The organism is Marinobacter sp. es.048, assembly GCF_900188435.1.
Classification (GTDB): Bacteria; Pseudomonadota; Gammaproteobacteria; order Pseudomonadales; family Oleiphilaceae; genus Marinobacter.
In genome coordinates, this window is record NZ_FYFA01000002.1 from 1,429,344 (window position 1) to 1,446,794 (window position 17,451).

General features: G+C 57.4%; 17 protein-coding genes. All 17 read right to left on the bottom strand.

Annotated elements, in window-relative coordinates:
* Positions 1 to 44: 44 nt before the first annotated feature.
* Complete coding sequence (locus CFT65_RS17600; protein ID WP_172408508.1) at positions 45 to 3,902, bottom strand: LamG domain-containing protein; 3,858 nt, start codon at positions 3,900 to 3,902, stop codon at positions 45 to 47.
* Between the two features lie 194 nt (positions 3,903 to 4,096).
* Complete coding sequence (locus CFT65_RS17605) at positions 4,097 to 4,498, bottom strand: hypothetical protein (protein ID WP_088829360.1); 402 nt, start codon at positions 4,496 to 4,498, stop codon at positions 4,097 to 4,099.
* Complete coding sequence (locus CFT65_RS17610; protein ID WP_088829361.1) at positions 4,488 to 5,276, bottom strand: PulJ/GspJ family protein; 789 nt, start codon at positions 5,274 to 5,276, stop codon at positions 4,488 to 4,490. Before CFT65_RS17610 ends, CFT65_RS17605 begins: the two co-directional genes overlap by 11 nt.
* Positions 5,276 to 5,791, bottom strand: a complete 516-nt coding sequence (locus CFT65_RS17615) for a type IV pilus modification PilV family protein (RefSeq protein ID WP_228705883.1) — start codon at positions 5,789 to 5,791, stop codon at positions 5,276 to 5,278. Before CFT65_RS17615 ends, CFT65_RS17610 begins: the two co-directional genes overlap by 1 nt.
* Positions 5,788 to 6,240 carry a prepilin-type N-terminal cleavage/methylation domain-containing protein gene (locus CFT65_RS17620; RefSeq protein ID WP_088829362.1) on the bottom strand — a complete coding sequence of 151 codons (453 nt, stop codon included), beginning with the start codon at positions 6,238 to 6,240 and terminating at the stop codon, positions 5,788 to 5,790. The genes CFT65_RS17615 and CFT65_RS17620 overlap by 4 nt, the downstream gene beginning before the upstream one ends.
* 92 nt (positions 6,241 to 6,332) lie before the next feature.
* Positions 6,333 to 6,785 carry a type II secretion system protein gene (locus CFT65_RS17625; RefSeq protein ID WP_088829609.1) on the bottom strand — a complete coding sequence of 151 codons (453 nt, stop codon included), beginning with the start codon at positions 6,783 to 6,785 and terminating at the stop codon, positions 6,333 to 6,335.
* Between the two features lie 49 nt (positions 6,786 to 6,834).
* On the bottom strand, positions 6,835 to 7,347 hold the full coding sequence (locus CFT65_RS17630) for a type II secretion system protein (RefSeq protein ID WP_088829363.1): 513 nt from the start codon (positions 7,345 to 7,347) through the stop codon (positions 6,835 to 6,837).
* 36 nt (positions 7,348 to 7,383) lie between these two features.
* On the bottom strand, positions 7,384 to 7,965 hold the full coding sequence (locus CFT65_RS17635; RefSeq protein ID WP_088829364.1) for a hypothetical protein: 582 nt from the start codon (positions 7,963 to 7,965) through the stop codon (positions 7,384 to 7,386).
* Entirely contained in the window at positions 7,966 to 9,195 is a 1,230-nt protein-coding gene (locus tag CFT65_RS17640; protein WP_088829365.1) for a type II secretion system F family protein, read from the bottom strand.
* Complete coding sequence (locus CFT65_RS17645) at positions 9,195 to 10,964, bottom strand: GspE/PulE family protein (protein WP_088829366.1); 1,770 nt, start codon at positions 10,962 to 10,964, stop codon at positions 9,195 to 9,197. The genes CFT65_RS17640 and CFT65_RS17645 overlap by 1 nt, the downstream gene beginning before the upstream one ends.
* Positions 10,964 to 12,112, bottom strand: coding sequence for a tetratricopeptide repeat protein (locus tag CFT65_RS17650; protein WP_088829367.1), 1,149 nt, complete (start codon positions 12,110 to 12,112; stop codon positions 10,964 to 10,966). Before CFT65_RS17650 ends, CFT65_RS17645 begins: the two co-directional genes overlap by 1 nt.
* Positions 12,109 to 12,948 (bottom strand): ExeA family protein, encoded by an 840-nt coding sequence (locus CFT65_RS17655; protein WP_088829368.1) that lies wholly within the window; start codon positions 12,946 to 12,948, stop codon positions 12,109 to 12,111. Before CFT65_RS17655 ends, CFT65_RS17650 begins: the two co-directional genes overlap by 4 nt.
* Position 12,949: 1 nt before the next feature.
* Positions 12,950 to 14,662: a pilus (MSHA type) biogenesis protein MshL gene (mshL, locus tag CFT65_RS17660; protein WP_088829610.1), complete on the bottom strand. Its 1,713-nt coding sequence runs from the start codon at positions 14,660 to 14,662 to the stop codon at positions 12,950 to 12,952.
* Between the two features lie 17 nt (positions 14,663 to 14,679).
* Positions 14,680 to 14,985, bottom strand: a complete 306-nt coding sequence (locus CFT65_RS17665) for a hypothetical protein (protein WP_228705884.1) — start codon at positions 14,983 to 14,985, stop codon at positions 14,680 to 14,682.
* Positions 14,986 to 15,028: 43 nt separating this feature from the next.
* Positions 15,029 to 15,718, bottom strand: coding sequence for a type II secretion system protein GspM (gene gspM, locus CFT65_RS17670; protein WP_088829370.1), 690 nt, complete (start codon positions 15,716 to 15,718; stop codon positions 15,029 to 15,031).
* Positions 15,718 to 16,323 (bottom strand): PilN domain-containing protein, encoded by a 606-nt coding sequence (locus CFT65_RS17675; protein ID WP_228705885.1) that lies wholly within the window; start codon positions 16,321 to 16,323, stop codon positions 15,718 to 15,720. The genes gspM and CFT65_RS17675 overlap by 1 nt, the downstream gene beginning before the upstream one ends.
* Positions 16,320 to 17,252 carry a biogenesis protein MshI gene (locus CFT65_RS17680; RefSeq protein WP_228705886.1) on the bottom strand — a complete coding sequence of 311 codons (933 nt, stop codon included), beginning with the start codon at positions 17,250 to 17,252 and terminating at the stop codon, positions 16,320 to 16,322. Before CFT65_RS17680 ends, CFT65_RS17675 begins: the two co-directional genes overlap by 4 nt.
* Positions 17,253 to 17,451 lie beyond the last annotated feature (199 nt).

Here is a 17,451-nt window from a genome sequence, read left to right on the forward strand (position 1 = left end):
ATTGGGGTCAGATTAAACTTTCATCTGCCCCTTTTTTTGTCTCGTCATTCCAGGACTTCCTGCCAATAGATGATCCGGTCATTTCCGCGGTAGACGCCGAAAGTCGCCAACGCCGACGGATTAACCAGGTCGTTCGGCAGAACATCATCCCAAAAGTCCCTTAACCAGTCAGGGGTGTCCATTTCCACAACGATACCTCGGTTCCCCGGCGCCTCTGATTTGCCCTCACCGGGCGCTGAAAGTATCAACCTGTCGCCGGGCAAAACCGAGCCTTCCAGCATTTGCCCATCAACCACCGTTGAAACACTGGTATCCCCATCACTGAGTGCCGAGCCGGAAAAATCCAGATCTGTATCACCCGGCAGATTGAACACCCAGCAGCTCTCATCCGCATTGGTCACAAACCTGTTGCCGTCAAAATACTGGGCAAAGATCGGAACGATCAACGGCAGCGTTTCCGGGCCGAACGCGTTTTCAAGAGCGATCCGCCCATAGCGCAGATCAAAGCCAAAGTTCGGCCGCAAAGACAGGGCGGGCTGAGTAGAGCTGATGCCGTCCAGATCTGTCACGTCATTAAGCGCAATCCGATAATCGGGAACAAACGGAGCGATCCGAGATGTGGGTTCTTTCAGATAACGGAATGCATCCGCTCCACTGAAGGTAAATCGCATCACTCCCGGCGAAAATACCGAGCGAGCCATCGGATCAAGCGTTGCACTCACCGGAAGCAGCGCTCCCTCAGTACCTGAGGCTACCTCGTCTGCAACGGCTGGCAGCCGGTCAATCCCGGTACTGTCCAACCGCAGGAAACTACCCGATGTATAGTTTCGGGTTACGGTTCCACCCACCGCAAGAGCCCGGACCTCTAGAAGAGGTTCCGAGCCAGGTGACCAACCAAGATCCTGGCCGATGTAGGCAAAACTGTTTGCGGCTGAGCAGTACGGTTCCACACCGCCGACATCGACGATCTGGATGTCAAAGTCTGCCGGGGCAAACCGACCTACGTTGGCAACTGCATTTCCGGAAACATTCTCACTGGCCAGATAGGCTCCACTGACAAGAGATGGCTCCAGGCTGATAATGCCAACTTCTGGCCAGTTGAATTCGCCGCAGGCCGACCCCCCCTGAGCGGCTTCGCCATTGCAGTCCTCTCCAAAAATTCCAAACGCTCCGCCAAGGGGTGGCAAGAATCCACCAACAGGAGCCACCAGTGAAGGTGTTAGCGCGACACTTTCCGGCGCGGACTCTCTGCCAAAATTCGGCGTAATCTCATCGTCAACATTCCGCGCCGAAACCGTTACCGAAAATGCCTCACCCGCGCTGCGGAACACGTTGCCATCTGCCACACCAGTAGCCGCCGGATTCCCCGGAATATCGAGGCTGAAATAGGCCGGCCTGGCAACAAAGTTCCCGGAACCGGTCATTATGAGCCCCTCGCTCTCACCAATGCCATCGTGACGGGCATTCAGCGAAATCCGACCGGCATCGGGATATCGGAGCTCAAAGTCCGCAACACCGCCACTATCGAATTCAAGACTTCGTATATTTCCCTGCGCGGATGTCGAAATTGCGGTGCCATCGACTGAAACAGACAAGGTTCCGCTTGAAGGGTTGCTGTATTGAGACCACAGTGAAACCTCTTTGGTCTCATCGGAGAAACCGGGCACACAGCGCTCTGTTTCCTCATCCTTTCGAACGGCCGCAATGCTGGCACTGACCAGCGATCCGGAAACATGATCCGGCACATCAACCACGAAGCCGGAATCAAGGAACGTGAGCTCACAGGTCTCCAAACCACCGCTGAAACAACGCGTGGGGTTCTGGGCAGCTGGGGAGGCGCTTGCTGCCAGGGTGACCGTGTCTGGTTGAGTGACGTTCAACTGAACATCAGTCTGGCCGGTGACCGTCACCGGGTTCGGCACCCAGCTATTGGCAGGCGAACTAAACGTTACCTCCACGGGATCACCGAACAGCGTTGAACAATCCTCGTTAGCACAGGCCTCGACAGTTACTTCCGCCGGAGAGCAAGTTAGCCCCTGCCCGGGATGGGTCAGGCGAATATGATTGGGGCCGAAGCCGGAACAGGGAAACGCCCGATTCATTTCAGTCATAATTTCCGCTTCGGTTAGAGCAACCCCGAAAATACGGAACTCATCAATGCCCCCTTGCCAGCGCTGTCCCTTGGCGCCGAACCCGACCTCAAGCCGTTCCATACCGGCGAGGGCTCCTGTTCCCCCGGTCCCTTGCGTACCGGATGTACCTGTTTGCGCTCCATTGACGAAAACCTTTATCTCACCATCGGTGGTCCAGGTCATCGCTATGTGCTGCCACTGGTTCTGGACCATCTGACCTGAAACCGTCTCGACCTGCAGACATTCCTGGTTCAGGTTACATTCGTCTGTGAACACACTGGCCTTGATGACGTTACTGCCGTTGCCAAAAAAACCCTGGGTGTCATAGCGAAGTCCAAGGCGGTTATCTCTGCCTCCGCTGGGGTCATCCGTAAAGAAAATTCCCCGGTCGTTCCCTGACAAGGAGGCTGTGTTATATACCCACGCCATGACGGTGATGGCTTCAAGACCATTTAGATAATCGCCAGCATCAGAATCAATGATTCGATCGTTCGAGCCGTCAAAGTCGCCGTAGCGGCAGGTACCAGGATTGCCAAGAATTGCGGGGCTTTCTATAGACGTTGCCAAACCGCCAATCGATGTGCCGTGGCGATTGTTCCCGCTGGTATCAAGAATCTCACCGGCTGTGCCGTTCAGGAAAGTCTGCTCCATCCGATACTCCAGCAGAGGCCCGGGCGAGCAGCGCACAACATCCTGCCAACGCGCCCCCACGGCCACCTGACCAATTTCAAAGGCATCGCTTCCAGACAAATTCTCCGAGCGAAAGCCGACAGTAGAAACATCACGGACCCGATTGTTAGGAGAAAGGTTTCGCTCGGCTGAAGGATTGGATGGCGGATTAGCGTCACATTCCGGATTGACCCAGAGCTTCGCATTACTGAAAAAGTCATCGGTGCCCTTTGAATACTGAGCGACAAGGAGGTAGGTCTCCCCGGGCACAATATCGGTCGAGTAATCAGCATTCTGATCCAGGCGCACAAAAAAATCGTCGGTACCGGAGCCACCCTCGTTCACTTTCAGTCCGAACTGTGGCGATGCCCCGAACGACGGTCGTTCTATCCAGAATCCAACAAAATCATTGTTGGTCGGATTCCCGGTGAAACGAACCAGCATACTCAAAAACAGAGTGTCACCGCTGAAGGTTTCATTCAGAGGCCGAGAGGCAATTTCGTCGTTGTTACCGACGATTTCAAGAGTGGTGGCTGAACGGATTCTCCGCCCTTCCGAATCCACGAACTCAAGAGGATTGGCACTGGTATCGATGATGGACTGACCGGCGAAACCCTGCCAGGGGCCGCCCCAGTTGGAGCCACCGTTATTGCCGGCAACCGAAGCGCCTGGCTGGTAGGACTCGAAATTGTCGAAGACGGCGAGGGCTCCGGCGAGTGGAATCTCACATAACCCCAAAAGACGTTCTTCGTCCAGCCATTGGGTCGGTGCATCTATCGGGTTATTGCCAATACTGATGGCTCCGCCAGCAGCCAGGGAACCGGAGAAGAGATTATTATTGGCTACGCTGATTGATCCAGCCGCATAGATGAAGCCGTTTACCGCTATTCTCTTATCAGCAGCGTTTGAATTTGTTGGTGCCGAAAAGGATCCGCTAACAATTATAAGAAGCTGACTGGACTCGCCCGCCTGATTGATCTTGACGCCCTCGCCAAAAGTCAGGCTACCGTCGACAAAGATCGTCACCTCTGCACCGGGGGCCAGCTCAAGGGAATAGTTTGTGAGCGTAGTTCCCTCAAACACGTACTCACCCGAATCCAATCGTTCTCCGTTTGCAGGCCATGCTTCTGCACCCAAAGTCCGTCCAGAGAGGTCCAGACCATCAGCGCCAAGATTCGGGTTAATATTATCCGTGAGCCCCTGGGGAAAGATCTCACTACACTGAGCCGCAAAAGCGAGTGACGGTAAGCAAAAGAGTGTCAGTGCAAGGAGCACGATAATTCGTAAAGGCGTCATCACTGCAATCGCACCTCCACAGTTCTGGTTGCAGCATCCTTTCCGTTCCCGCAGGACCCATTGCTGGCCAGGGTAAATACTCCACTCGCACTGTCGAATGCACAATCAAAGGTTGCCGAGCAATCAGCCAGGCCTGAACCGTTGAATGTTGTCACAGAAGATGGGCAGAAGGACGTGTTTCCATCATCGATTGCCTCGAAGATCGAGGGTATCCGCACCTGCGCACCACTCTCGGCTGCGAAGAACGCCCTCTGTGACTGGATCTGCAAACTCACCGCCTCACCACTGCTCTGCTGCAACTGAGCCATGCCGAAGACCAGCAATGCCAATACGGTGATGACGAAAAGCGCGACCGGCAGACCAGCGCCCTTTTGGTTTCTGAGACAGTCGTTAGGGGACATTTCGAACCTGCACCTCCTGACTGACAAGCGTGGATTCGCCACTTTTCGGGTCCACCAGCTCAAAGGTGAAACTGACCACCGCGGCCCGCTGTAAAGACGGCGGCGTAACCCTGAACTCTACCGAGCCCGGCTCGACGTTGGCACCAAGCACGGCACCGGTTCCTGATGCCATCAGGGTTGCTCGATCTGGCTGACCGCTGCCATGGGAATAACCACCGAATCGGTAAAGGCGATCAGTGTTCTGGCAGATGCTGACGCGATCACCAACCAGGAAGATGCGCTTCTCTGGCGAACGCTCTCTGAATCTGTGGCTCGCTGCGCCCGAGAAACTGAGGGCAGTAGCACCTGCTGAAACCGGTTCGATAGGTGGTGAGACGGGCCCGGGATTCATATTATCGTAAAGCGCAGACTGGCCCGAGCCATAACCGTACACAATCGCGCTCAAGCCGCCATCAATGGCCCTTCCAAAGGGTGAAATCGTTACCTCATCGAAATCCGTACCAGTCGTCAGTTGTTCGTAGCGGGTTGCTGCAACGATCGGCAACCATTCAAGGCAAGGACCATTGGAACGGACGGACAATGGGAAGGCCTCACGTACCTCCCTGGTAATCTGCTCGCTGATCACCACACTTTGCAGTGCCCTCTGCTGACGACTAGCGACATCCAGCGCGCCCTGGGTTGAAAGCGCTACGAACTGTACGGAGATGGTTGCGACAATGGCCAGAAGCACAATCACCATGACCAGCTCAATCAGTGTGAAACCGGCTGAGCGACTCATCAGAAGTTACCCCGATAAGCGCTGAACACATAGTCCTGGCGGGATGGATCTGTGATGATGATATCTATTCTTTTGGCCTCCGAACCGCCCAGGCCCACATCACCGCCAGCGCAGCTCACCGTAATGGCGACCTCGAATCCACTATAGGCAGTCAGTTGCTGCGCCTCACCGTTCTCAGGAGGGCTATCCTGCAGATTATCGTAATCATCCACATCATCGAAGGTTGCCCGGGATTCTGCGCCTTCCGGGCCCGCTGAGCCGCAGTCTGCTCCTGCCGAGCTAACGGCCCCGCCGCCATTAGGAGAGGCCTCCGCAAAACGCTGGGCCAGGATCTCGTCCATATAAAGCTGGGCCAGGGCCACAGCCCGGGTCTGGTTAAGCGGATCGGCACCTCGGCCGGCAATCAGGGAAAACGCGCCGACAACGCCAGCAATGGCAACACTGATAATGACAATCGTCATCACCAGCTCAACAAGCGTTGCTCCATGCTGGCCACAGAAACCCCGCCGCCTCAACAGCTACCTCCATAAACCGCGCCGAGAGAACTGAGACATACGGTGAACGTACTGTCGCCAGAAAAGGTAAAAAGGACATCGCCTGAGGTATCAGGACGTCCCAGATCACTAAAACTTATAGGAAAGGATGCACCAGAAACCGAAAGCGTGGTGCCATTTCGGCTCATTCGGAACTCGCGCTCTAAAGGAGTACCCGGGCCCACGGTGAACACAAAATCATCGACGCCCTGGGTTACCGAGAGTGAATTTGCCTCATTTCCCGCCAGCGCTGCCTGTTGAGCAAGCAGCGTGGCGGAGGCAAGTTGCTGGGTTGCCAGCAGCGGGGAGAAGGCAGAGCGGCTGGCGAACAGGCCAATGCCCAGAGCGGAGAGGACTCCGATCAGGATGATGACTATGACCAACTCGATCAGGGTGAATCCAGATGATACTGGAATGTGCTTCACGGTCATGCATACCAGCCGTATGAGGGGCGAGTTTTCTCCGATGCTAACTCCAGTTCAGTTCAGGGAACTAACCCGCCACATAAGAGGAGCAACGGTAATTAACAACTACCATCAACCTGCCCACCAACCGGGGTAATGGTCGGCGCATCGTTTGCTGCGGCTGGTGTGTAACTGAACGAGCAGGTGCCCAAAGTTACAGTTACTGCCGCATCGTCGACAATCGGATCAGGTGTAACCTCAAATTCATCACTGAGCTGAGCAGCAGAAACAATGCCACTGGCGTTTGGATAGCCATTGATCATGGTGATTGTTTCGCCCTCAAGAGTGATATCTCCATTAACCACATCGCTGGCGAGCGCCTGAGAGTGAGCAATCGCGTTGGCCGACCGAACTGAGCCAAGAGCACCCTGAATACTGGAAAGGCGAGCCTCGCCGCCCAAATCCGCAAACCGCGGCAAAGCAAACGCCGCCAGAATGCCCAGAATTACAATCACCATAACCAGTTCGATCAGGGTGAAACCTTTTTCTTTTCTTGCCGCAATGGCTGTCATCGCTCTCATAGTATTACTCCGTTTTTTCGCCAGTTGGCTTTGAGGTCTATCAGTTAATGGTTGTGGTGATTTCACCAGTGTCGGTGTCGTAGATAATCGTGCTGCCCTGCTCATCAAGCAAATATTCGTATTCACAGTCATTGCCAGACAGCCCAACAAGGTATTCGGTGTCATTTGCCGCCGCGAGTGCGGCTTCCGGAGCATTGGACTGGAGCAGCCCCTCCCAAATCTGAAGACAGCGATTAGCGTTCGGAGCGCCAGTGTTGCCATTGGTTGAAGTTGCCCAACCCTCAGCGTTGACGGCGACATTATCGTTTCCAAAACCGTCAACTGCTGCAACAGCACCTGTCGTGCCATTTGTGACCCATTGAGCTTTAACCAACGCCACGCCCGCGCTCAAGGCTCCTGATGTTGCCCTGATACTGGACTGGTGCGCTTGTTCTGACAGCTGTGCAAACCGCGGCAACGCAAACGCTGCCAGAATACCTAAAATGGCAATCACCACCACCAGCTCAATAAGAGTAAAACCTTTCTGTTTTTGCCTGCTGTCGTACTGCATCATTCGTCGACCTCTTTCAGATTGTGTCTGTGCGTCTGGTCAGCGTTGCGCATCCTGCGTTTGCGCTGATTCTTCTGTCAACGACACCGGGGCCAGTTTTAACCCCGTCAGCCGTTCTTCCTGCTCCCGCGTGCCATTTCCGTTGCGATCTGCAAATTCCGTGGTCACTGCCCAGGCCAGAGGCTGTTCTTCATTGGCTTGCCGACTGTCTATGGTTATCGGCTGCCCTGGTTTATAAATAAACCAGCCTTTTGGCCTGTTTTCTGTTTCTTTTTGTTCGCTAACCCGGAAGCACCAGGTGGCAGGCGCCAGGTCTTCGTCCTGGCATCGCCCTGCGTAATTGCCCCACTGGTGTTCCACCAGCTCAAACGGGTTGATGCCCCGGTGCTCAGCAAGACGCCCGCCGCGGCTCAGCATCACTTCTGCACCCTTGATGACCAGCGCCGATCTGAGCTGGCTGATCACCATATTGGCGGCCCGTTCCTCGGCGTTTCGTGCTTCCCGTTCCAGCACACCGAGCAGAAACCACCACAGAACGCCCAGCACGATGACCACAACTGCCAGACGAAACTTGCGGGAAAGCGCGTACCCGCTGGCGTCCGCCTGTTTTGCCGCTGGCACTCAGCCCCGCCCCATGGCGGCGGCCCCCAGGTCCCAGATCGGGAGAAACACACCCAGTGCCAGAATCAGAACCAGAATGCCCATGGCTACAATCAATATCGGTTCAATCGACTCCGCCAGCCGCTTGAGGCCGTAGTCGACATCCTCATCGTAAAAATCCGCCACGTTGTTCAGCATGTCGTCCACAGAACCGGTTTCCTCACCCACGGCAATCATCTGAAGAATCAGCGGCGTGAACATTTCGCTGTGCCTTGCTGTTCTGAGCAGGCTCTCGCCTCGCTCGATGCCGGCCCGCATATCCTTGATGTGGTTCGAAATCCAGGCGTTATCGGTTGTGTCCGCCACCACGGTTAACGCGGTTGTCACGGGCATACCTGCGGATAGCATGGTGGCAAAGTTCCTCGAAAACCGGCTGAGCGTGATCAGTTCCAGCAGCGGTCCGATAATCGGCAGCTTGAGTTTGTAACGATCCCAGGTCAGCCGCCCCTGTTCCGTTTGTTTCCACTGCCGCAGCAACAGTCCGCCAGCAGCAACCGCAAACAGCATCACGTACCAATAGGCCAGGAGAAAATTGGAGGTTCCAACCAATACCTGGGTCAGGAACGGCAAGTCCGCCCCCAGCTTGTTGAATACCGACGCGAATTTCGGGATAACCAGAAAGTTCACGATCATTAGAGCCGATAACAGGGCAATGATGACAAACATCGGATAACGCATAGCCTGCTTCAGGCGTCGTTTTGTATCCCGCTCCAGCTCAAGAATCTCTGACAGGCGCCGGAAAGCGTCGTCCAGCATCCCGGTGTTCTCGCCTACGTGGATCATGGCGATGAACAGCTCCGAGAAGACCTTGGGATGCGCCTGCATGGCCGTCGCCATGGTTGTGCCGCCTTCAAGACGTGTGGTCACATCCTCAAGCACTTCCGCCAACACCGGCGAGCGCGTGGTCTCTGCCAGGCCACGCATGGTTCGGATCAGGGGGATGCCAGCCTTGTTCAGCGCATGCATCTGGCGGCAGAACACAATCAGCTCATCGAGGGTGACCTTCTTCCGGAAGATCGGCAGACGATTCAATCGATCAATGACCGATTCCGTTTCCTGCACCTCCCGGATGGCGAGCGGAGTTATACCCCGGCGCATCAGTTCGGTGGCAGCAGCATCGGCATTCGGAGCGCCCAGCAAACCCTGCTGGACACCGCCACGATCATCCTTGCCCCGGTAGCTGAACTGCATCAGGCGCCTCCCCCGATCGGTTCATCCGGCAGGGGAATGTCATCCTCGGGCGAGAACTCGCCCTCGGATGTGGCGGCCACCCGCGCCACCTCTTCCAGTGTCGTCGTGCCCTGCAGAGCAAAGTCCATGGCGCACTGCCCCAGCGGCCGATACAGGGGGCTCAAACGGGCCGCTTTGGTGAACTCCGAGACATCCTGGCGTCGAAGAGCATCCAGCATCGCCTCGTTCATTTCCAGCATCTCGTAAACGCCGATCCGGCCCTTATAGCCGGTGTTGCTGCACTGGTAGCAACCACGGCCATGAACGAATCCGGCTTCCATATCCAGGGGATCCAGATCAAAGCTGCGCAGCCAGACCAGCTCCTGTTCCGTGGGCGTGTAGGCCTCGGCACAGTTGTCACAGACCCGCCGCACCAAGCGCTGGGCGACAACACCGAGCAGGGAGCTGGCCACAAGGAAAGGCTCTGCGCCCATATCAATCAGCCGCATGGCACTGCTGATGGAGTCGTTGGTGTGCAGGGTGGAGAGTACCAGGTGGCCGGTCATGGCCGCTCGCAGGCCGATCTCCACGGTCTCGCGATCCCGCATCTCGCCCACCAGGATCACGTCCGGGTCCTGTCGCAGGGCGGCCCGAAGTACATTGGCGAACTCCAGACCGATCTTCGGGTTCACCTGTACCTGGGTAATCCGGGGCAGACGGTATTCCACCGGATCCTCGGCAGTGATGATTTTCACTTCCGGGCGGTTGAGCTCGGTCAAAGCGCCATAGAGCGTGGTGGTTTTACCGCTACCGGTGGGACCGGTCACCAGGATCATGCCGTGGGGCCGCTTGATCATCCGACGGAACCGCTCCAGCAACTGAGCTGGCATTCCCGTTCCGTCGAGGTTCAACATGCCCTGGCTCTGGTCCAGCAAACGCATCACTACGGATTCGCCGTACTGAACGGGCATGGTGGAGACCCGCACGTCGATACTGCGGCCCTTAACCCGGACGTTGAAACGCCCGTCCTGGGGCATCCGCTTCTCGGAGATGTTCAGGCCAGCCATCAGCTTCAGGCGCAATACCAGCGCGGCATTGACCCGCTTTTCCTTCATCACCTGTTCCTGCAGCACACCATCCACCCGCTGCCGGATGCGGACCACAGTCTCGTCCGGCTCGATGTGGATGTCCGAACTGCGCGCCTGAACAGCATCCTCGAACAGCGTTTGCAGCAGTTTGACCACCGGCGCTTCAGCGCTTTCGGATTCGGCGGAGAGATCCGCCAGGTCGAAGGCATCGTCGCCCAGTTCGTCTTCCAGCTCCTCCGCCAGCGACGCAATCTCATCGGTACGCCGGTACACCAGATCCAGGGTGCTCAGCAACTCGCTTTCACGCACCACGGCCTGTTTGATGGGCTGTTTCAGAATGCGGACCAGCTCATCGTAGGCAAAGATATCCAGAGGGTCCGCCATGCCCACGAGCAATTCGCCACCATGCTCCGCCAGCACGATACTGCGGAACCGACGGGCCATGGCTTCCGGGAGTTTCTTTACCAGCTCATTGTTGAACTGGTAGTGACGCAGCTGAACAAAAGGTACATCGAGCTGACGGGACAGGATATTGAGCAGGCTGTCTTCGTCCACATAGCCAAGATCCGTCAGCGTCTTGCCAAGCTTGCGACCGGTACTCTTTTGCTCGCGCAAGGCCGTCATCAGCTGCTGCTCAGTGATAACGTCATTCTGAACCAGCAGGTCGCCTAACCGGACTTTCTTTTTTGGCTCTGTCGTCATCATCCCGCCTGCAAAGATTTCAGTCGTTCACGAACATAATCCGCCAGGGAAGGCGAAAGCCCGGGTAACTGGGCGGCCTGGCTGTAGGCCCGAACCGCACTATTGATCTCGCCGCCCGTCTCCAGGGCAATCGCAAGGCCCACCCACCAGGCCGCGCGGCTGTCATCCTCGGCAATCAGGGCCGACCAGTGTCGGGCGGCTTCGGTACTGCGGCCCGCCTGCTGCAACAAAGTCGCCAGGGTTACCCGATACTCCGCGTTCTGGTTCACATCGGGCACATTGCTCTCGAGAGCAGCCAGTGCGTCCGTCAGCCTGCCCCTGGCGTGGAGTGCCCTGGCTCGGAGCAGGCGCAGCCCGGAATTGCTGTCGGTGACCGATTCCGGAAGCCATGCCAGTGCCCGGTCCGGCATTCCCTGTACCAGCATTTGACGGGCGAAGACTTCCCGGCTGGCCGTCGCAGCCTGGGTGGATGCCAGTTCCTGCAACCTCTTCTCAGCTTCTCGGGTTTCACCGCTTCGGAGTAGTGACGACAATTCCCGGCTGACTCGTCTGTCAATGGCTTCCGGCGTCTCTCGAATCTGCTTCACCGGTGGCGTTGGCGCCTCGGGTTCCTGGACTGGATTGTTCTCAGCCACCACCAGTTTACTGGCGGCGGGTTCCGGCTCGGAGGCCTCGACTCTTGCCGGTTCGGGCTTTTGCTCTGGCTCCGGCTCACGCGTCTCGACCACTTCCTTGGCTTTCGGTTCGGGCTGAACCACGACCGGGGGTTCAGAGGCCGGTGGCTGTTGGCTGACGGGTTCATTCTCGACCCTGGACACAACTGGCTCGATGGCATCTTGCCCACGGTCGGCAGGCTGCGAATCAACCGCACGATTCTCCGTTCCGGGAACCCTATCGATTGGCGGCTCTGTACCGGTTTCAGGCACTGGTGAGGCGCTTACCTCGGCTGGTATCTCTTCACTGCTGGTGCCAGTCATGAACCAGAACGCAGACGCGCCTACCAAGCCTGCAGCCAACAGCAATACCACTGCCCAGAGCCCGGAACGCGGGTGGCCTCGCGACTGCGACTGCCCTGCATAGGCCGCGACCACTTCCGGCCGATTCTGACGCTGTTCTGCGGCGCGCAGGGCATCGTTCAGGAGACTCATAACCACCTCCCGATCAGGCCGGGCAAGCGCACGCTTTCGGTGTCGCGAATGGCCTGCATGGCATGGCCCCGCTCAATCAGACGGTCGCCCCGCCCCCAGGCCGCCAACATGGACTTGTGGGCAAGAATATTAACCAGCCTTGGAATACCACCGGAGGCACGGGTAATCAAACGAAGCGCGCCCGGCGCAAAAAGATCGGCGCCGTTATAACCTGCCTGGGCCAGACGATGACGCAGATACTGGGCAACCGAGTTCCGGTCCAGTGGCGCCAGGCGGTAGTGGAAGGTGATGCGCTGATTCAGTTGGCGCAGGCTCTGCTTTTTAAGCAGTACATCAAGTTCCGGCTGGCCAAACAGAACCACCTGCAGCAGCCGGACACTCTCGGTTTCAAGGTTCGTTAACAGACGCAACGCCTCGATGGTTTCCTCCGGCATTGCCTGGGCTTCGTCAATCACCAGAACGACCGGTTTCTGATCCATGGCATGGGCAATTAACTTTTCGTTGATGGCTTTGAGAACCTGGTGGGCATTGGCGCATCCGGACATATCCACACCCAGTTCCTCGGCTACCGCCTCGTAAAGGGTATCCGGGGTAAGCTGTGGGTTGGGAATATAAGCGGTATGGGCAATCTGTTCGAGTTCGTTAAGCAACAGCCGGCACAGGAGAGTCTTGCCGGTGCCGACTTCTCCTGAGATCTTGATGAAGCCCTCCCGCTCTTTCAGAGCCACCAACAGCAGTTCCAGCGCATCGCCATGGCTGGGCGCCCGCAGAAAATAACGGGTGTTGGGCGTCAATGCGAACGGTGCTTCCTGCAGTCCGAAATGGGCTTCGTACATGCTATCGAACGGCTTTCTCCGGTTCCGGTGTGACCGATTCAGACGATTGCAGCAACTCGCGCAGCACATTCATACGCTCGCGGCTGGCAGAAACATCCGCATTCATCTCGGGCGTTCCGGCCACAACCGGACGCAGAAGAATGACCAGCTCGCTCTTGCGCGACTGGAAACGCCGCTGCTTGAACAGTTCACCTACCAGCGGGATGTCGCTGAAGAAGGGAACGGCGGAACTGTTGTCTTCACTGGAGTTCTGGATCAGACCACCGATCACGACAATCTGGCCGCTCTCGGCACGAATCACGCTGTCGGTTTCACGAACGGTGCTGCTGGCCAGGGGCAGCGTAACGTCCCGCTCGCCAATAGTGATTACCTTTTCCTGGTCGGTCACCTCACTGACCGAGGGATGCACGTGCAGGGTGATGACGCCGCTTTCGGAAATCTGGGGTGTCACATCCAGCGAAATGCCCGAGAAGAAGGGGGTCAGCTCCACGGAAGTTGATGTCGAATCGGTGGCCGTTACGGCGGAATTGTTGTCGTCGAAATCAATATCGGTCACGAAGAACTCGTCGGTACCTACCTTGATCACTGCTTTCTGGTTATTCACCGTTGAAATCCGGGGGCTGGAGAGAATCTGCACATTGCCCTGTTTACCGAGCAGCTCGATCAGACCGGTAAAGTCGCCGGCACGCACGCTGGCAGAAAACAGGCCTCCGATATCGGATGTCTGAATGACCTGGCCGGCCAGAGCCTGCGCGGTGAAATCCTCGGGCAGACCATCGGAGGCGGTAATGCTCGACGCGCTCTGGATATCCGACCAGTTGATGCCCTGCTGGTAGCCCTCGTTAAGCGCGATCTCCAGGATCTTGGCTTCCAGGATCACCTGACGCTGCATAATCAGCTCGGTGCGTCGCAGATACTCTTCAACCATGCGCAAATCCTCGGAACCGGCACGAACCATCACCAGACCGGCGCCCGGATTGACGATAACCTGTTGGCCATCACCGCCACCAACAATCATGCTCAGCGCGCGCTGAATGTCCTGCCAGAAATCCGAAGCCGTTTCCGTGGAAATGGTTGTTCCCACCAGGTTGCGAGTCTCCCCGGAACCAGTGCTATCGCCATTATTATTAGAACTACCGGAACTGCCACTGCGAGCACCAGTCACCTGCCCGGAACTCACACGGGTCTCGGAGCCGCCCTTGCGTTTGAAATGCAGGTAATCAATGGGGAACATCCGCGTCTGGATCTGATTGCCCTGAACCCGGAACAATCGGCCATTGCGGCGGATATCCAGGCCATAAAGATCACCGGCAATATCCATCACTTCCGGTACAGTGACATCACCCAGTCGGAGATCGATACTGGTTCTGACATCGGGATGCACCACCACGTTGTAGCGGGTTCCCTCAACCAGCGACTCGAAGAAGCTCGCTGCAGGCACGCCCCGGGCATTGACGTCAAAACGGTCGTCCAGATCCGCGCCGCCGGACAGTGGCGGCAGCAATGCTGCGCTTATGTCCGCAGGTAAAGGCGTTGAAGGCTCGGTGGATGTGGCCGCCGCCGGTTCTGGTTGCGTGGCCCCTTCAAGGCTTTGGTCAATAGCGTCCGCAGCATCGGTTGAGGTAGCTGTCGCCGAGCGCATCAACGGGTTGTTACTGCACGCTGTCAAGACCAGGCTCAAGGCCAGTGCACCTGAGATTTTAATGGTTGTCATGAGTATCCGATTGTCTGTCATTGAGTTCCCCGAACCGGCGGAAGTCTCTCCAGGTACAACACCCGTTCGCGGCCGTTATCCGTTACCAGGACCCGATTGGCGTAGATCCGGATAACCCGCACGTTGTCAAAAACCTGGCCTTCCCTGAGGGCCTCACCTTCGATTACGGCGACACGCCTGTCCTTGCTGAAAAGAATGGAATCCAGGGCCAGTGACCGCTCTGGCGCCGGTTTGGCAACTGTCGCCTGCGGACCCGGCGGCCGGGTCGGATCCTGCAGTGCATGGGCCGGGCCCGCACAAAAAATCACAGAGCCGAGCGCCATGCAAAACCACCAACTTGCTCTTGTATTCAGGCGTCTGCTCATCTCATACCCCAAGCCAGGCCTGATCCAGGCTCAGCGTTTGCACTCTGATGACGGCCTCTCCCGAGGGCCAGTCTCCCGCGCTGTATTCCAGCCTGATCCAGCCGAGGCGCTCATCCATCGCCTCCAGCCGCTGCAGGTAGTTCAGTACATCGAGGTAGCTCCCCTTGATCCGGAGCTCGACATCGTGGGCATACAGCAGTGGCTCAGGCGCCGCCTGCGGCTCCTGAGACGACTGCTCTGGTGCACCCGGTGCGAAAACCGGGGTTGGAGTCTGTAGCTCGAGGGCCTGCAACTCCAGCGATTCCTGGGCTGCCAGAATATTCCTGAGCAGTGCCACCATCGCTGTGGGTGCGATCAATTGCCCCGTGGTATCGGCGATCTGCTGATCGAGCCGTTCCAGTCTCTGCTGCCGGGCGTTTAGCTGATTGCGCAATTCCCGGGAGGGATCGGTCGCGAGCTGTGCATCGAGCGTCTGTTGCTGCGCCAGCAGGTCATCACGACTGGTGGACAGCATCTGGAGGCGATTCTCCAGGCTCTGGTGCCGTTGCTGCAATGGCGTAACCGCAAGCTCCCAGACCACAAACAGGACAAGCACCAGCGCCGTGAGCATAATCAGTGCCCGCTCACGAATCGGGCGCAGGTTATACCACTGCGCCGCTCGTGCCAGGGAGGTGTTGGACGCATCCGCCATCAGTTTGCCTCCCCGTCCCGTTTACTGGAAACATGAAAATCGATCCAGCGGCCCTCGTCCGACCGTGACAACCGGAACACACCAAAAGTTTTTCCGGCAAAGGCCGCCTCTTCCCCCAGATTTTCAAGGTATAGGGGCACCAAAGCGCCATCACGGCTACGCCCCTCAATGGTGACTTTGTCCGGGCCCGACTCGAGAGTAACGTCGGTTAGCCAGACGTCTTTCGGGATCTGCCGTGCCAGTGCTGACAATTGCGGCGAGAAGTTGCGGCCTTCCGAGAGCACCAGGCTCTCCACCCGTGCCAACAAACGCTGGCGACGGGCAAGGGTCTGGGTAACGCGGTTCAGAGCCTCTTCCACTTCTGCATCCGGCTGGCGGGCTTGGACCGCCGCTGAAAGCTCCGCCACAGCCTGTTCAAGCTGCTGATTCTGCCGATCCAGACGCGAGGCCTTGTTGGCCATCACGGAGTTCTCGTAGGTCAGGAAACCGGCCACGAACGCCACCAGCAGCAATCCCACAAGCAGAACACCAACCGCCGTCCCCGCCTGGAGCCTTTCCTTACGCGGGCGAAGTTCGTCTGTGTACAGGTTGACCTGCTGGATCATGGGCGCCCGTCCCCCGGCATTGGCAAGCATGCGCTCCAGGCAGGCAGGCAACGACTGTCCAGATCGGCCTGAAGGCCCAGGGCGCTCCAGTCGAGGGTTTCAATACTAGCGGCCAAATAGGAGGACAGCATGGAGGCGAGTGGCAGGACACTGTCGCGGGCGACGAGACGGATCATCGCCGGCGGCACCTGGCCCAGCTGGCTTTCGTAGTAGTCGAGAGAACGCTGCATTTCCAGAGCCAACGACTGAACGGCCGATTCCTGGCGGGCAGCATCACGGAGGTCATCGGAGGTCACATCCAGTTTGCGCGACAGATACAGGGTATTGTCTCTGCAGATCACCATCTGGCCGTAATTGTCTTTCAAATGCACCAGTGCTGCCCCGCGACGATTCTCATCCAGCCGGCACACCAGGTTTCGCAACGCCAGCTCTGCGATATCAATGCGCTCCAGCTCCAGGCCCGCCTCCTGAACCAGCCGAACCAGTTCCGAGACCAGAACTTTCCGGGCCGCGACCACGTTAACCAGCTCTCCGCGGCCACGGGAAGCATCCCGGGGAAAGGGAAATACATCGGAAACGGCTTCGGACGGACTGAAGTCCAGAAAATCCTTCAACTTCCACTTGAGGGCATCACCCAGCTCAGATTCCTCGATGCCTTCCGGGCGATCCATCTGGAATACCTGATACTGGTCCAGAGGCAGCACAAGCGTCGTCGCAGCGCCCGACCAACCGTGATCTTCCACCAACCCGGCGAGGGCCTCGAGACGCCTGGCAGGCAGACAATCAGTAAAGCCGGATAGCCCTGCATCGGATCCGCCGGATTCCGCCCAGGCAATGCCGTCCGGGCGAATCTCAAGGCAGACCTGCAGGCGCGTCCTGGCGATTCTGAACAGGCCGGTCAGTTTTCGTAATATCGGTGTCTTTGTCATGGGGTCCGCAAAAAGGATCCAAAGGCCACTCATCAGCCTCGCGTCACTATTATATTGCCCAAAAAACCGGCATTTTCTGCAATGGATTACATAATAGATGAGAAAGCGAACGTAACTCCACGTTTTTTTGGCTGATTTCACACCGTTTTTGCATGTCAGTAACAATAAAGCCCCCGCGATGCGGAGGCTTTATTGGGTT